This window comes from Phenylobacterium sp. (assembly GCF_030651755.1).
GTDB lineage: Bacteria > Pseudomonadota > Alphaproteobacteria > Caulobacterales > Caulobacteraceae > Phenylobacterium.
Window position 1 is genome coordinate 17,438 of record NZ_JAUSBZ010000053.1, and the last position, 15,980, is coordinate 33,417.

Below are 15,980 nucleotides of genomic sequence, written 5' to 3' on the forward strand. Positions count from 1 at the left end.
AACAGCGCAATAGATTGGTCTGACTGGCCAAGGCGGGCTATGCGCAACCCCATGTCGTCCGCCGAGTCCGCCCTGCCGCCCCCCAGTCCTCTCGCCGTTCCTGTCCTGATGGGCGTGGTGTTCCTGAGCCTGATCGGCTTTGGGGTGGTGATCCCGCTCCTGCCCTTCTACGCCGTGGTGTTCAGCGCCACCGCCTGGCAAGTCACCCTGATGTTTGCGGTGTTCGCCGCCGGCCAGTTCTTCGGCGAGCTGATCTGGGGGCGGTTGTCGGACAAGATCGGCCGAAAGCCGGTGATCCTCGGCACCATTTTGATGGCCGCGCTCGGCTATGTGGCCCTGGCCTATGCGCCGAACATCTGGTTCGCCGTCGCCGCCCGCGCCGTGGCCGGAGTGTTCAGCGGCAATATCTCCACCATCCAGGGCTATATCGTCGATGTTACGCCGAAGGAAAAACTGGCGGGCCGCCTGGGTCTGATCGGCTCAGCCTTTGGCATCGGTTTTGTCGTCGGCCCCCTGCTGGGCGGCCTGTTGGCCCGTCCTGAACTGGGCGCCGCCGGCTTTCAGCCGCCGCTGCTCACCGCTGCGGCGCTCTGCGTCGCCGGCGCCTTGGGCGCGGCGGTCTTTGTGCGCGAGAGCCGGACGCGGGCGGCGGCTGGCGCGGCGCGCCCAGGCCCCCTTCAGGCCCTGGCCCACACCCTGAGCGACCCGACCTTGCGGCGGCTGATGGGCGGGACCTTCCTCTCCTTCGCCGGCTTCTCGGCCATGTGGTCCATCTTCGGCCTCTGGGGCGCGGCGGAATATGGCTGGGACCCGAGAATGATCGGCTTCGTCATGGCGTTGACCGGCGTCGCGGCGGCGGCCAGCCAGGGCCTGCTGGCCGGGTGGGCCGTGCGGAAGATCGGTGAGCGGCCGACGGTGCTGATCGGCCTGACCGTGACCTCCGTCTTCCTGTTCCTGGAGGCCCTGGGGCCGCCGGTCACCGTGGCCATCATTCTGATGATCATTCTGGTGATCGGCCACACCACCAGCCAACCAGCCACCTCATCCCTGATCTCCCGCGCCGCCCCGGCTGACCGTCAGGGCGAGACCCTGGGCGCCAACAACGCTTCCAGCGCTGCGGCCCGGGTGCTGGGTCCGGTCATGGCGGGATTCCTGTTTTCAGGGGTCGGGACCTGGGCGCCCTTTGTCCTGGCCGGCGTTCTGATCCTACCCGCCGCCGTCCTGATCGGTCTGGGGGGACGGCGCTGAACGTAGGGGCGGAAGTTCGCCCCGCGCCATGGCCATGCCCATCTGCAGGCTACGGGCGATCATCTCCGCTCGAGCGATGAACATGTCCGCCGCCAGCGGCGGACATGTCTCCCGCGCCGTCGCCCGCCAGATCTCCAGCCAATGGGCGAAGTGGGGTCCGCCGACACCGACCAGCCGCGCGTGAGCGGGCATGGGCGCGCCCTTGAACCGCCCCGTCATCAGCAGGACCGAGGACCAGAAGTCGCACAGCTTAGCCAGATGGGCGTCCCAGTCGTCGATCTTGGCCTCGAAGATGGGACCCAGCATGGGGTCGTCCCGCACCCGGCCGTAGAAGGCGTGAACCTGGGCGCCGATCAGCTCTTCGGTGACACCGACGGCGACGCCTGGCGCCTCCAGTCGCCGACGGGCGGCCGCGGCGGCGCGGTGGGCCATCAGTTCCTCATCCTGCATGAGGCCATTGTGCCGCGGGTCCGTCCCGCCCGCCACTCAGGGCGACTACCGAGGCCCTTTGTCGGTCGACAGGCGGAAGGCGGCCTCAGCCATAGGCCTGACGAAGGCGCTCGGTCATCTGCCGGGGCGTCGATGGGCCTTGCGAACCCTGCGTCCCCGATCCCTCACTAATGCGGAACTCACCCACCAGCCGGCTCAGCTCGGCGGCCTCGCCGCGCAGGGCGTGGCTGGCGGCGGTCGCCTGCTCGACCATGGCGGCGTTCTGCTGGGTCACCTGATCCATGCGGTTGACCGCATCATTGACCTCGTTGAGGCCCACAGCCTGCTCCTGAGCGCTGGCGGCGATTTCGCCCACCAGAGCGTCGATCTGCTCCACCTGCACGACAATCTGGCGCAGGGCTGCGCCAGTCCGTCCGACCAGATCGACACCGGCGCCCACCTGTTGGGTGGAGGTGCTGATCAGGGTCTTGATCTCCTTGGCCGCATCGGCCGAACGCTGGGCCAGGGCCCGGACTTCGGAGGCGACCACGGCGAACCCGCGGCCGGCGTCGCCCGCGCGGGCGGCCTCAACCCCGGCGTTCAGGGCCAGCAGGTTGGTCTGGAAGGCGATTTCGTCGATCACACCGATAATCTGGGTGATTTCGGCCGAAGACTTCTCGATCCCGCCCATGGCGGCGATGGCCTGCTCGACGACCTTGCCCCCTTCGCCTGCGCCGGAGCGGGCGGTCAGCACGGCCGTGCGGGCATGACTGGCGCCTTCGGCGGATTTGCGCACCGTGGCGGTGATCTCGTCCAGGGCCGCGGCGGTCTCTTCGAGGCTGGCCGCCTGCTGTTCGGTCCGCCGGGCGAGGTCGTCAGACGCGCCGGCGATCTCATCGGCGCCGGAGCTGATCTGGGTGACGTTGGCGCTGATCACCCCCATGGCGTCCCGCAGCTTGGCGACGGCGCCATTGAAGTCGGCGCGTAGCTGCTCGTACTCACTGGTGAAGGGGTCGGTGAGGCGCGAGGTGAGGTCGCCGTCCGACAGGCGCGACAGGCCTGTCGCCAGCGCCTGGACGACGGCGGCCTGGGCGGCCTGGGTGGCTGCGCGCTCCTGTTCGACCTGATCGCGCATGGCGGCTTCGCGCTGGCTACTGGCCTGTTGAGCCTGGTTCAGGGCGGCCAGGCTCCGTTGATTGTCCTGGAAGACCCGCAGGCCCCGCACGATGGCGCCCAGTTCGTCGCTGCGTTCCAGGCGGTCGAGATCCTGCGCGTCGTCGCCGGACGCCAGGGCTTCAGCCGCGCCGGCGATACTGTCGATGGCCCGCCGTATCCCAAGCACGACCACCACTGACAGGCCCGCCACCGCCAGCAGGGTGATCAGGGACCCGATCATGAAGATGCGCCCAGCAAGCTGACCTTGGGCCGCGCTCTGGGCGGCGCGCTGCTCGGCGCCGGACTGGATGGCGGCTGTCGCCTGCTCCAGGGTCTTGGTCATGCGGGCATAATGTTCTTCGAAGGGCTGGACGAAGGCCACCGCTGTGCCGAAGTCCACCGCCATCATTGAGCCCACGACCTCCACTCCGTCCCGGTAGTCGGTGAGGTCTTGGGCGAGCTCGGTGAACCTCGCCTGTTCGTCGGCTGGCAGGCGCGGTTTCAGCGCCTCCAGATCGGCCTTGATGGCGTCGACCTCGCCCACCAGCTCCACAAGCTCCGCCGAGGAATCCGGCGCTGTGAACGGATCGGCCGCGCCGGCCTGGCGTGTCAGCAGCTGATAAATGTTCAGGTGGGCCACCGCGACCCGCCGGGAGACCGCCGCCAGCTCCAGGCCAGCCTGCATGTCCTCATTGACGATCCGGTCCAGGGCCTGGGCCTGCTGCTGCTGGCTGATGAAGGCCCCGCCTGTGATCACCGCCAGCATCACCACGGCGAACAGGGGCGCGAGCGCCATCTTCACCACCAGGGACAGATCGGCGAAGCGAAGCGATTTCATGTCAGGTCTCCGGTGGTCCATCGCCGATTTGACGGGGGTGCGCGCAGAAGAAGGCTGGAAAAGTAGACAGGGGACCGCGCCCTGCTCGACGCGGCCCCCTGGGGCGGCCCCACCCTCGGGGGAGGGGGGAGGATGGAGCCGATGGCGATCACCAGTCCTTGCTGAGCGTCATGAACACCCGGCGCTCGGCGGCCAGGCCGCTGGTCTGGCGCTGGGCGTCGTCGAGCAGGTTCTGCCCGCTGACGGCGAGGGTCATGCCGTAGGGAAGCTCGCGGGCGACACGGCCGGCGAAGGTCATGTGGCCATCCACCGGCTGGAGCGCGGCGTTGTAGTAGAGCGCCTTGTCGCCTTCGTAGCGGGCGAAGGTGTCCACCGACCACAGGTCGTTGGACCAGCCGATGTTCAGGTTGGCCCGATGCTCGGGCGTGGTCGAAGCGAAGGCCGCATACCGGGTTGCGGCGTTGTAGCCGGCGTTAATCGACTCCTCGACGTCGGTGAAGACGTAGTTGGCGTTCCAATAGAAGCCGTCGGCGTAACGGCCCTCCGCGGTCAGCTCCACGCCCTTCATCTCGGACTCGCCGATGTTGACGAAGGTGTAGACCGGCAGACTGACGGGGGTGGCCGGCAGGTCGGCCTGGACCGCATTGGGCTGGCCTTTGATATCCTCGCTCTTCTGGGCGAAGAGGCGGATCCCGACCTTGCCGCCGAACTGGGGCATGTCGCGGTCATAGGCCAGGCCGAAATTGGTCACCACGGTAGGCTCAAGCGTCGGATTGCCGCCGAAAGCGCCGCGGAAGGTCGGGGTCACCGCCACCAGTTGCAGGCCGCCAAGATCCACCAGGGTCGGCAGCTGGACGCCGCGGGCGTAGGTGGCCCGGAAGGTGTCAGACGCCGTGGCGGTCCACACCGCGCCAAGATTGTAGGTGGTCTCCTCCAGGCTCCGATCCCAGAGGGCGTTGCCAAGCGGCGGCAGGCCGGCGGGGAAGACGCCTTCGCGCTTCAGCTCCAGGGAGTCGTAGCGGGCGGCTGCGGTCACCGCCAAGGCGTCGCTGACCTGCCAGTTCCACATGCCAGAGACCGAGGCCACGTCGTAGCTGATGGTCGCGCCGCGGACCGGGGCGGTGGGCATCTCGTTGTTGCGATGCTCCAGGCCCACCCGGAAGGTGTGCTGGGCGCCGACCTTGAACAGGTTCTGCAGGCTGAACACGCGGATGGTGTTCTCATACAGGGTCGGAACCGCGGCGATCTCGGTCTTGACCGTCAGATCGTTCTGATAGGCGGCCGCCTGGATCAGGCCGAACTGAGAATCCCAGGTCAGGGTGCCCTTGATCGAGTGGGCGAGATATTTGGCCGGAGCGTAGGCATAGGTCGAGATGATGTCGGTCTGCTTGGTGTTGGCGTAGCCGCCCTCCACCCGCAGCTCGAGCTTGTCGGTCAGTTGCGCCACAGTGTCGAGGTTGGCCGTCAGGCGTTCGGCGTCATAGAACAGGCGGTCGGCCGAACCGGTGTTGTTGTCCCACTCGTCCTGCTGCGATGCGCCGGCCGTCAGGCGGGCCGAAACGCGGTCGCCGAGCTTGACCGTGTGACCCAGGGCGAGTTCCCCGTAGCCGCCGGTTCCTGCCCGCGCAGTGGCGAAGCCCTCGTCGTCGAATTTCGGATTATAGGTGATGATGTTCACCACGCCGGCCACGGCGTTGAAGCCGAACAGGGCGGAGTTGGGTCCCTTCACCACCTCAATCTGGCGGATTTCCTCAAGGCGCACCGGCAAGGTCGACCAGGCCGTATAGCCATAGTGGTCGAGATAGGCCTGGCGGCCGTTGACCAGCACCAGCAGGCGAGCCGAACGGGCCTGGTTGTAGCCCCGCACGCCCACATCGGCGTGGCCGGCGCTCCAGGCCTGGATGTCGACCCCGGCCACGCGGGACAGGATGGTCGGCAGGTCAGTGGCGCCTGAGCGACGGATCGCCTCGGCGGAGATGATGTCCATATCGACCGGCGCCTGGCTGGCGCGCTGCGGCGAGCCGGTGGCGCTGGTGGTCACCGGCTCATTGAACAGCATCTCGAGCGAGCCGTAGTCGATGGATTGAGCGCCGGCCGGCAGGGCGGCGGCGAGCACGAGGCCGGCGGCGGCGCCGGCGAACAAGAAGGACTTAGACATGGGTGATGGCTCCTGGCGTCGCGCCGGCTCAGACTTCTTTGATCATCATGCGGAAGGCGGCCTTGAAGGCGGCGCCCACGGCCGAGGCCGTCGCACGATTGACGATGATTTCGACCTTGGGCTGGGTCGCCACGGCCATGACGCAGGCGCCGGAATTGGCGCAGGCGGCGTCTGACGAGATGGTGATGATCTTCTTGCTCTTGGCGGCGGCGCCGACGGCGGCGTAGTTCACGCCGGTCGTGACGAACAGGACCTGGGCGTTGGAGCCCGCGACGGCTCCGGCCTCGACCGCTGTACCCACCAGCTTGACGGCGCCGGCGTCATAGCCTGCGCCGATGGCGGCCATGACGGCGTTCTTCTCGGCCACCGAGGCCGGTTTGGACGGGTCGAAGACGACCCCCATCCGGGTCGTTCCGGTCGGACCACCTTCCAGGAAGGTCAGGGCGCGACCTGCGACCTGCAGGTTCTTGGCGGCGTCAGCGTGGGCCACGGCCGGCAGGGCCAGCGCGGCGGCGCACAAAACAGCAAGCGCTGGCTTGGCGTAGCGTGTGAACATGAATGATCCCCTCACCCGATTTTTTCGGGCCTGAATGGCCGGATAACGACCTTAGAGAGGCAAACAGAACCTTAACCACCGCCACACGAGGGACGGCGCGCGGTCGATTTCCGTCCACACACTACTGTAGTAAGTGAATATATAAGGTGATTTATAGCGTATAGTTTTCCCATAAGACAGACAAAATCGATCCACGATGTTCGTAACCACCCCCTTTGACGTCAATATTATATAGACATATACATCTATCGCACTTCTCTCAATTGCTAGACGCCTAAGTGTTTGGCGATGATTACCGCTATTCATCGTCGATTTTATCTCGCAGCCTCGCCAACAGGTGCTAGGAAGTAAGGCGGAATGTCGCAGGGGCCGGCAGGATTGTCGCACCCCCCTCCACGAGGCCCTCAAGGTTGCGGCGCAGCATTGAGCGCACGTTGGCAGGGTTGGTTCTTCGACCCGCCTGACCGCGCCGAGAGTCGCGTCGCCCGCGGATTCGTAGGGGCTTTGTGGCGACGGCCATCTGCCCTATGAACCTGCCGACCTGTGGAGCCCATGACCATGACCGCCGACACGCCCCCCGATCGCCTGGCCACCAACCCCGACAGCCCGCACTACGACGAGGCCGTCCTGGCGCGCGGGGTGGGCGTCCGGTTCAAGGGCGTCGACAAGAACAATGTCGATGAGTACTGCGTCAGCGAGGGCTGGGTGCGGCTGGCGGTGGGCAAGACCCTCGACCGCAAGGGCAACCCTGTGACGGTCAAGCTCCAGGGCGAGGTCGAGCCCTATTTCCGCGATGCTGAAGCCTGACTTGAGATCACCACGCCGAGTCGCACAGCGCTATGAATAAATGCATCGCTTGATTTCATTAATCTGAATGGGAAATTTCCCACACCTCAGTTTTCATGGTCACGCTTTCTACTCAAAACGCGTATTTCTAGTAGCGCCGGTCTATAAAAATAAACAACTGATTTACCCCAACCTGACACACGCAGGGCGCGATATTTCTCGCCCTCTGGTTGGAGTAAACCTTCGTGCATCGGTTCAAGATTTCCACGCGTATCGTTACTGGATTTCTATTTCTGCTTGTGCTCATGACGGGGCTGACCATCGGTTCGATCGCACAGATCAATCAGGTCAAGGACAACCTGGCTCAGATCAATCAGGTCAACAGCGTGAAGCAGCGCTATGCGATCAATTTCCGGGGTAGCGTCCATGACCGCGCGATCGCCATCCGAGACGTGGTGATCCTGGAGGATCCCCGGCAGGTGCAGGCGCAACTGGAGCTCATTGATAGGCTCGCCGCCGACTATGCGCAAAACGAGTCGCTGATGGCCGAGATGATGGCCTCCGCCTCCGCGGACGAGCAACAGATCGTCAACGAGATCGCCGCCACCCAGGCCCGCACCAACCCCCTGGTCGCCCAGGTGATCAATCTGCAGTCCCAGGGCCAGACCGACGCGGCCCGCACCCTGCTCAACAGCGAGGTCGGCCCCCTGTTCGGGGAATGGCTGAAGACGATCAATGTTTTCATCGACCTTCAGGAGTCCCGCAATCAGGCCGTCGGCGGCCAGGTTGAGAAGGCGGCCAGCGGCTTCCAGACCCTGGCCCTCACCTCCCTCCTGGGCGCCGCCCTGCTGGCGGTTCTGGCCTCCTGGCTCACCACCCGTTCAATCACCCAGCCCGTCGACCGTCTGTCGCGGGTGATGTCCGTCCTGGCGGGCGGCGACTATCGAATCCCGGTGTCGGAAACCGAGCGTGGGGATGAGATCGGCGTCATGGCCCGCACCGTCGAAGTGTTCCGCCAGAACGGGCTGAAGGTGGCCGAACTCACCGCCGCCGAGACCGCCCGGGACGCGGCTGCCGCGGCCGAACGGCAGGCCAACGAGGCCGAGCGCGCCGAGGCCGCCCGGGCCCAGGCCCTGGTTGTCCAGACTCTGGCCGATGGTCTGGAGAACCTGTCCGCCGGCAAGCTGGACTTCACCATCGATGTCGCCTTCCCCGAGGGCTATGAGGGCCTGCGCGTCAACTTCAACACCGCCATCGCCCGTCTGCACGACACCATCGCCACCCTCGACGCCTCCACCAGCAGCCTGCGCAGCAGCGCTCAGGAGGTCAGCTCCGGCGCTGACGAACTGTCCCGGCGCACCGAACAGCAGGCCGCCAGCCTGGAGGAGACCGCCGCGGCCCTGGAGCAGATCACCGTCACGGTCAGCAAGACCGCCGACGGCGCCCGACAGGCGCACGGCGTCGTCAACGCCGCCCGGGCCGACGCCCAGACCTCCGGCGAGATCGTCGCCGACGCCGTGGCGGCCATGGGTCATATCGAGAGCTCGGCCAATCAGATCAGCCAGATCATTGGGGTGATCGACGAGATCGCCTTCCAGACCAACCTTCTGGCCTTGAACGCCGGAGTCGAGGCCGCCCGGGCGGGAGAGGCCGGGCGCGGCTTCGCCGTCGTGGCCTCCGAGGTGCGGGCGCTCGCCCAACGCTCGGCCCAGGCCGCTAAGGAAATTAAGGTGCTGATCTCCAACTCCGCCCAGCAGGTGGGCGCGGGGGTGGATCTCGTGGGTAAGACCGGCGAGGCACTGCGGCGCATCGCCGGCCAGGTCAGCCAAATCACCGATCTGGTCACCGAGATCGCCGCCAGCGCTCAGGAGCAGGCGTCGGGCCTCGCCCAGGTGAACACCGCCGTCAGCCATATGGATCAGATGACCCAGCAGAACGCCGCCATGGTCGAGGAATCCACCGCCGCCAGTCGGACGCTCTCAGAACAGTCCCTTGAACTGTCCCAGCTGGTGACCGGCTTCCAGATCAGCCGGGTCCGGATGCAGGTCGTAACCCCGCGGGCGAAGCCCCGGCTCTCCGTCATCCGCCAAGGCGCGACCATGCGCAAGGTGGCGGTCGATGCGGCCCCTGACCGTTGGACCGACTTCTAGCGACCTTGATGTCGCCGCCCCAGGCGCAGTCTTGGGGCGGCGACACCATTGGTGCTATCGTCCGGTGGCCGCAGGGAATGAGGTCTGTAACCGGTGTCAGTCGCCTTCGCATTCGCACTCGCGCTCCTCGCCCAGGAGGGACAGGCCACCCTGCAGTCCTGCGTCTTTGAAGCCGACGGCTGGGTCTGCCGCTATCGCGTGCCTGAGGCCATCTACCGCCCGGAAACGGCAGCTCCAGCGCGGACCAGCCAGCCGACGCCTGCGCAGGACTTGGCGCCTGGCGTTCCCCGGGACGCCGAAGCCGTCCGCCAAGACCGGCTCATCCGGCGGTGCGCCGACGCCGGCTGGCTCTCCCTGTGCACCCCAGGCGACCGACGCGAGGCCCAGGCCCTGAAGGCCCGGGCCGATATCCGAGAGTCTCTCCGCCTTGAGGTCACCGCCCTGGCCGCCAAGAACCAGTGCGCCGACGCCATTCGGGTCGCCCTGGAGGGCGGCGATCTGGACCTCGCCCGAGAAATCCGCGCCTTCTGCGCGCCGGTCGACTGAGGCTCCAGCGCTGCCGCTCCCCCCACGAGACGCCGCCTCGACGGAGCCCGGTTCCACCTCCTCGGTCACCAAGGCTTCCTTCGCCCCTGTGGCCGACCACCGCACACGGGTGCTGATCCTTGGCAGCCTGCCCGGCGAGGCCTCCCTGGCCAAAGCCCAGTACTACGCCCATCCCCGCAACCAGTTCTGGCGGCTGGTCGAGGCGGCGACCGAGCGCCCCCTGCCCGAAGGCTATGAGTCCCGCCTTGGCCACTTGCTGGAAATTGGCGTGGGGCTCTGGGACACCATCGGTTCCGCCCGCCGACGCGGGAGCCTGGACGGCGCGCTCCGCGACATTGAGGCGAACCCTCTGGCTGAAATGGTGGAAGGCCTGTCGAACCTGCAGGCGGTGGCGTTCAATGGTCTGACGGCGACGAGGCTTGGGCGACGTCAACTGGCGACCAATCCCAGGCTGAGCTTGATAAGCCTGCCCTCAAGCAGCCCCGCCCACACCCTGGATTACGAGGCCAAGCTGGCGCGTTGGCGTGAGATCAGGCGCCATCTGCCGGACTAACCGCCCACCGACATCAAAAACGCCGCCGCCCGGGCCTGGGCGGCGGCGTTCAAACTTCCGCCGATGATCGCGGCGCGACGATCAGGGGTGGGCCACCGGCCCGCACACCCGACCATCCGGGCAAGGCGCGATATGGACCTGCGGCGGCTCCACCGTCACCTGGGACGGCTTCACCCGCACATCGGGGGCATGGAGATAGATCTGGGCCGGCGCGACGCGGATGGGCGGCGCCTCCACATAGATCGGCGGCCCCTGAATATCGATCCGACCCGAGGGCACATAGACCGGGGCAGAATAGATCCGGACCGCCGGGCCGCCCGTGTGGCGGACATTCCAGGGGGTCCCAGGATGATAGAAGGTATGCTCCTGTGGGCAGTAGCAGTTGGCGTGGCCAGCATGTCCGGGATAGTGACCCGGAGGGCAGTTCTGATAGGCCGGCTGGGCCGCGGTCGGATGATACTGCGCGCTCGCCGCCCCGGCCGAGGCCAGAAGCGCGATCACCGTCAAAGACGCTGTCTTAAGCATAAAAACCATCCCCAGTTGAGAGTCTCCAAGGGCTGGCGAACGGCCATCAGCCCCTTACGCTGACGGTTCCTTGTTAGGGCGGATTGTCGCACCTGACAAGGTTCGGTTAACCATAGTTCAGGCCAAGGTTAACAGCGTCTTCTCAGTCGACCAGACAGGTTCCCGCAGGAGGCGAGCCGCAGGGTCGGATTGATCAACTCACAAGTGTTCGCGACAGACTGGCGGCGCCCGCGCCCGCGGCCCTCCTGCCAGGGCCGCTTGGGTCCCGGGCAAAAAGAAAATGTCTCCTCAGGTGAGCTTATGTTGCGCTGCAGCATTATCTAAGGGTGAACCCCCGCCGATAGGAACGACCATGCCGAGTCTCGGAGACACCACAGCCCTTTTGAAGCGGGCCAGACGCAAGGCGCCGACCGCCGCATCGCGCCGGGGGAGACCGGCCGAACAGATGGTCGAGACCGCTGATTTTGGTCCCAATCCCGGGGCGCTGCGCATGTTGAGCTATGCACCGGCCGGCTTGCCCAAGGGCGCGCCGCTGGTGGTGGTGCTCCACGGCTGCACGCAAACGGCTGAGGCCTTTGCGGCCGACGCCGGCTGGCTGGCCTTGGCTGATCGCTACGGGCTCGCCGTGGTGGCGCCCGAGCAGAACAGCCAAAACAACCCCAATCGCTGCTTCACCTGGTTTTCATCTGGCGACATCACCCGCGGCGAGGGAGAGGCGGCCTCCGTCGCCGCCATGACCGCCCATGCGATCGCCACCTACCAACTTGACCCCGAGCGGGTTTTTGTCAGCGGCCTGTCGGCAGGCGGGGCCATGGCCGCTGTGATGCTGGCGGCCTATCCCGACATCTTCGCTGGCGGAGCGATCATCGCGGGCCTGCCCTATGGCGTGGCGGGCAATGTCGGCCAGGCCATGATGGCCATGCGGGGCTCTGACCGGCGCGACGCGTCGGCGCTCGGCGCCTTGGCGCGGGGCGCCTCGCCCCAGGGTGGCCGGACGCCGCGGGTGTCGATCTGGCATGGCGCGGCCGATCACACCGTGAACCCCGCCAACGCCGCGGCCAGCGCCGGCCAATGGGCCTGGATGCACGGCCTGGCGGTCGAGCCCGACGAGACATGGTCGCCGCCAGGGCGGAGTCATTCAGTCTGGCGATCCCCAGAGGGCGGCCAGGTGATGATCGAAAAGCACCTAATTGCGGGCCTCGGCCACGGAACGCCGCTGGCGGTGGATGGCCCCGATGGAGCGGGCGCGGTCGCGCCTTACATGCTGGAGGCGGGGGTGTCTTCGTCCCTTGAGAGCCTGCGGTTCTGGGGTCTCGCGCCCCCCGCCGCCGACCCGCCGGCGGAGCAGAAAGCGGCCAAGGCCGCCCCCGCCGCCGCCGCCGCCGAAGGGGGCTTGGCCGAGCTGGTGATGCGGTCAGTATCTGGTCATGTCTCGGGTCCGGTCCACGACCTGATCGCCAAAGCGCTGAGAAGCGCCGGTCTGAAGTGATCAGGAGGTCAGCGAGCCAGAGTGGTCGCTCGCCTCCATCTCCTAGTCGTCGAAACCGACGAACACCGTCGCCTCGGCCACCGGCTTGCGTTCAGACACCACGGCGTTGGCGGGGAAGGTCTCGTCGGGCCAGCCCAGCGCGATGGACTTCATGATCACCTGATCCTCGGCGATGCCGGCGTGTTCGCGGACCACCGGGGACTGCATGATGCCTTGGCTATTGATCACAGCGCCCAGGCCGCGGGACCAGGCGGCGTTGACCAGGGCCGTCGTCACCGCCCCGCAGTCGAAGGGGGTGTCGTCGCTGCCGTCCAGGACCCGGTCATAGGTGACGATGATACACACCGGCGCGTCAAACTGGCGAAAGCCGCGCAGCACCCAGTCCTGCCGCATCTCCTTGTCCTCGCGGGCGATGCCCATGGCGGCGAACAGCTGCTTGGCCACGCCGACCTGTCGGTCGCGGTGCGGACCCTCGAAGGCCTGGCCGGTGCGGAACTCCCGCGACTGCGGCACGCCGGCCACCATCCGCTCGGTGTTGCCGGCGCGGATGCGGTCCAGCGGCTCGCCGGTGATGACGTAGAAGTTCCAGGGCTGAGTGTTCATCGATGACGGCGCGCGCATGGCCAGGGTGAGGATTTCCTCAATCAGCGCCCGGGGAACCGGATCGGGCTTATAGCCCCGGATGCTGCGGCGGCCGAGGATAACGTCGTCAAACTGCATGAAGGGCCCCTGGGGTCTCTGGCGCTGTGTCGGTGGAGGGAGAACTGTCAGTTTTCGGCCACGGCGCCAATCTCGGTCCTCGGCTAGGGCCGCCCATGGACCTCTGGCCAGGGTTTTCCCCGCGGCGCGGGGTGGCCTGAGGCCCCTGGCCGGGCTAATTCCCTTGGATGGCGCGAACCAAACAGAATCCCGAATTTGAGATCCAGGTCGATGGGGACCCCTATGTCTGGCGCATCCAACGTCAGCCCCAGTGGTCCAGCGACGCCGCAGAGTGGCGCGGCATGGCGATCGCCGTGCGTCACCAGGAAGGCCAGCGTGAAGCCGTGGTGGAGTTTCCCCCCGGCCCGCAGCGCAAGTATGGCGCCCCGCAACTGCAGCCCTCGCAGATCGCCCCCGAACTGGTGGCCAGAGCCATCGCCTCCGCCATTGAGGCTGGATGGGAGCCCCTGTCCCGGGGCAAGACCGTCGCCATCGTCGTCGACGCCACCGGCGGCTAGGGCGCGCCCGCTGCGCCTCCTGGCGGCGACCAGAACCGCAAGCTCGATGTTCGTGATCCTCACCCTATCGCCCTGCGGCCCGAACCTCGCTAGAAGGCGGCCATGACCGCTGCGCCTGCGAAATCCCTGGCCGATACGGCCGCCGAGTTCGGCCTCAAGGCCGAAGAATATGACCTGATCGTCCAGCGCCTGAACCGCGAGCCGAACCTCGTGGAACTTGGCGTCTTCTCGGTCATGTGGAGCGAGCACTGCTCCTACAAGTCGAGCCGAAAACACCTGGGCAAGTTCCCCACATCGGGACCGCGGGTGATCCAGGGCCCTGGCGAGAACGCCGGGGTGGTGGACATCGGCGATGGCCAGGCCTGCGTCTTCAAGATGGAGAGCCACAACCACCCCTCCTATATCGAGCCTTACCAGGGCGCGGCCACCGGCGTCGGCGGCATCATGCGCGACGTCTTCACCATGGGCGCGCGCCCCGTGGCCCTGCTGAACGCCCTGCGCTTCGGCGATCCCAGCCACCCGAAGACCAAGCGCCTGGTGTCGGGCGTGGTCGCTGGCATCGGCGGCTACGGAAACTGCGTGGGCGTGCCCACCGTGGCCGGCGAGACCAATTTCCATCGCGGCTATGACGGCAACATCCTGGTCAACGCCATGTGCGTGGGCCTGGCCGACGCCGACAAGATCTTCTATTCCGCCGCCCCCGGCCCTGGCCTGCCTGTGGTCTATTTCGGCTCCAAGACCGGCCGCGACGGCATCCATGGCGCCACCATGGCCTCAGCCGAGTTCGATGACGCCTCCGATGAAAAGCGCCCCACCGTTCAGGTCGGCGACCCCTTCGCCGAGAAGCTGCTGATCGAGGCGACCCTGGAGCTGATGGCTTCCGGCGCCGTGGCCGCGATCCAGGACATGGGCGCGGCCGGCCTCACCTCCTCCTCCGTCGAGATGGCGGGCAAGGGCGGCGTCGGCATCGAGCTCAATCTGGACGCCGTGCCCCAGCGCGAAGAGGGCATGAGCGCCTATGAGATGATGCTGTCGGAAAGCCAGGAGCGGATGCTGGCCATCCTCAAGCCCGGCCGCGAGGCCGACGGCCAGCGCATTTTCCAGAAGTGGGGCCTGGACGCCGCCACCATCGGCCAGACCACCGACACCGGCCGCATTGTGCTGACCCACCAAGGTCAGGTGGTCTGCGACCTGCCGCTGGCGCCCCTGTCGGACGATGCGCCCCTCTATGACCGCCCCTGGGTCGCCCCCGCACTCCAGCCTCACCTAGCGCCGGCGGACGTCCCGGCTCCGGCCGACTACGCCGCAGCGGTGCGCCAACTGATGGGCAGCCCCGACATGGCGTCAAAGCGCTGGATCTGGGAGCAATACGACCGCCACGTCATGGCCGACACCATGGAAGACTCCGCCACTGGCGCCGACGCCGGCATTGTGCGGGTCCATGGGACCAAAAAGGCGCTCGCCGTCACTTCAGACTGCACCCCGCGCTACGTCCAGAACGACCCCTTCGAAGGGGGCAAGCAGGCTGTGGCCGAGGCCTGGCGCAACCTGACCGCCGTCGGCGCCGAACCCATCGCCATCACCGACAATCTGAACTTCGGCAATCCCGAACGCCCCGAAATCATGGGCCAGATCGTCCGGGCCATTGAAGGCATGGCGCTCGCCTGCCGCGAACTCGACTTCCCCGTCGTGAGCGGCAATGTCTCGCTCTATAACGAGACCAATGGCCAGGCCATTCCGCCGACGCCCACCGTCGGGGCCGTGGGCCTGATCGCCGACTATGAACGCCGCGCCGATTTCTCCAGCCTGAGGCCCGTGGATACGCTCATCCTCCTGGGCGAAACCCGGGGAGAACTGGGCGCTAGCATGTATCTGCGCGAGATTCTCGGCCGCGAGGACGGGGCGCCCCCCCCGGTCGACCTGGCTCAGGAGCGCAAGGTCGGCGACTTTGTGCGCGCCCTGATCAAGGGCGAGCAGATCGCCGTGGTTCACGACCTCTCCGACGGCGGCCTGGTGGCTGCGGCCGCCGACATGAGCCTGGCTTCCGGTCTGGGCGTGACCCTGAACCTGGAGGGCGCCCTGCCGCCCCACGCCGAACTGTTTGGCGAAGATCAGGCGCGTTATCTGGTGGCCGCCGCCGAGGCTGAGCCGATCCTGGCCGCCGCCCGCGCCGCGGGCGTGGCCGCGCGGATCGTGGGTCAGGCCGGCGGGACCGCCTTGGCGGTGACCGGTCTGTTTAATCTGCCTCTATCGCAACTTCGCGATGCATACGAAGGGTGGATGCCGGCGTACATGGGCTAGGCGGAGCCACGTGCCGGCCTTCGCGTTTA

Annotated in this window: 14 protein-coding genes; 8 read left to right on the top strand and 6 right to left on the bottom strand. The window is 67.0% G+C overall.

Going from position 1 to position 15,980, the window contains the following annotated elements; translation table 11 throughout:
- The first annotated feature begins 9 nt into the window (after positions 1-9).
- Positions 10-1,248, top strand: a complete 1,239-nt coding sequence (locus Q7V15_RS05495) for an MFS transporter (protein WP_304754453.1) — start codon at positions 10-12, stop codon at positions 1,246-1,248.
- On the opposite strand, the gene Q7V15_RS05500 is transcribed toward Q7V15_RS05495, so the two are convergent.
- From Q7V15_RS05500 to Q7V15_RS05515, 4 genes are all read right to left on the bottom strand, one after another.
- Positions 1,207-1,680, bottom strand: a complete 474-nt coding sequence (locus Q7V15_RS05500; protein ID WP_304754431.1) for a group III truncated hemoglobin — start codon at positions 1,678-1,680, stop codon at positions 1,207-1,209. The two genes, Q7V15_RS05495 and Q7V15_RS05500, sit on opposite strands and share 42 nt — an antisense overlap.
- 103 nt (positions 1,681-1,783) lie before the next feature.
- Complete coding sequence (locus Q7V15_RS05505; RefSeq protein WP_304754432.1) at positions 1,784-3,670, bottom strand: methyl-accepting chemotaxis protein; 1,887 nt, start codon at positions 3,668-3,670, stop codon at positions 1,784-1,786.
- Positions 3,671-3,818: 148 nt separating this feature from the next.
- Positions 3,819-5,828, bottom strand: coding sequence for a TonB-dependent siderophore receptor (locus tag Q7V15_RS05510; RefSeq protein WP_304754433.1), 2,010 nt, complete (start codon positions 5,826-5,828; stop codon positions 3,819-3,821).
- 28 nt (positions 5,829-5,856) lie between these two features.
- Entirely contained in the window at positions 5,857-6,384 is a 528-nt protein-coding gene (locus tag Q7V15_RS05515; RefSeq protein ID WP_304754434.1) for a hypothetical protein, read from the bottom strand.
- Between the two features lie 552 nt (positions 6,385-6,936).
- On the opposite strand from Q7V15_RS05515, the gene Q7V15_RS05520 reads away from it, so the two are divergent.
- From Q7V15_RS05520 to Q7V15_RS05535, 4 genes are all read left to right on the top strand, one after another.
- Positions 6,937-7,191, top strand: coding sequence for a DUF3297 family protein (locus tag Q7V15_RS05520; RefSeq protein WP_304754435.1), 255 nt, complete (start codon positions 6,937-6,939; stop codon positions 7,189-7,191).
- A gap of 224 nt (positions 7,192-7,415) precedes the next feature.
- On the top strand, positions 7,416-9,320 hold the full coding sequence (locus Q7V15_RS05525) for a methyl-accepting chemotaxis protein (protein WP_304754436.1): 1,905 nt from the start codon (positions 7,416-7,418) through the stop codon (positions 9,318-9,320).
- A gap of 93 nt (positions 9,321-9,413) precedes the next feature.
- Positions 9,414-9,866, top strand: a complete 453-nt coding sequence (locus Q7V15_RS05530; protein WP_304754437.1) for a hypothetical protein — start codon at positions 9,414-9,416, stop codon at positions 9,864-9,866.
- An 88-nt stretch (positions 9,867-9,954) separates the two neighbouring features.
- On the top strand, positions 9,955-10,419 hold the full coding sequence (locus Q7V15_RS05535) for a DNA-deoxyinosine glycosylase (RefSeq protein WP_304754438.1): 465 nt from the start codon (positions 9,955-9,957) through the stop codon (positions 10,417-10,419).
- A gap of 81 nt (positions 10,420-10,500) precedes the next feature.
- Here Q7V15_RS05535 and Q7V15_RS05540 read toward each other — a convergent pair whose 3' ends face one another.
- Positions 10,501-10,944, bottom strand: a complete 444-nt coding sequence (locus tag Q7V15_RS05540) for a hypothetical protein (RefSeq protein WP_304754439.1) — start codon at positions 10,942-10,944, stop codon at positions 10,501-10,503.
- Positions 10,945-11,296: 352 nt separating this feature from the next.
- Between Q7V15_RS05540 and Q7V15_RS05545 the strand changes: the two genes are divergently transcribed.
- Complete coding sequence (locus tag Q7V15_RS05545; RefSeq protein ID WP_304754440.1) at positions 11,297-12,433, top strand: PHB depolymerase family esterase; 1,137 nt, start codon at positions 11,297-11,299, stop codon at positions 12,431-12,433.
- 42 nt (positions 12,434-12,475) lie between these two features.
- On the opposite strand, the gene Q7V15_RS05550 is transcribed toward Q7V15_RS05545, so the two are convergent.
- Positions 12,476-13,153, bottom strand: coding sequence for a nitroreductase (locus Q7V15_RS05550; RefSeq protein WP_304754441.1), 678 nt, complete (start codon positions 13,151-13,153; stop codon positions 12,476-12,478).
- A 167-nt stretch (positions 13,154-13,320) separates the two neighbouring features.
- Between Q7V15_RS05550 and Q7V15_RS05555 the strand changes: the two genes are divergently transcribed.
- Positions 13,321-13,650, top strand: coding sequence for a hypothetical protein (locus tag Q7V15_RS05555; RefSeq protein WP_304754442.1), 330 nt, complete (start codon positions 13,321-13,323; stop codon positions 13,648-13,650).
- A 102-nt stretch (positions 13,651-13,752) separates the two neighbouring features.
- A complete protein-coding gene (gene purL / locus Q7V15_RS05560) occupies positions 13,753-15,951 on the top strand; it encodes a phosphoribosylformylglycinamidine synthase subunit PurL (RefSeq protein ID WP_304754443.1) in 2,199 nt (732 codons plus the stop codon).
- Positions 15,952-15,980 lie beyond the last annotated feature (29 nt).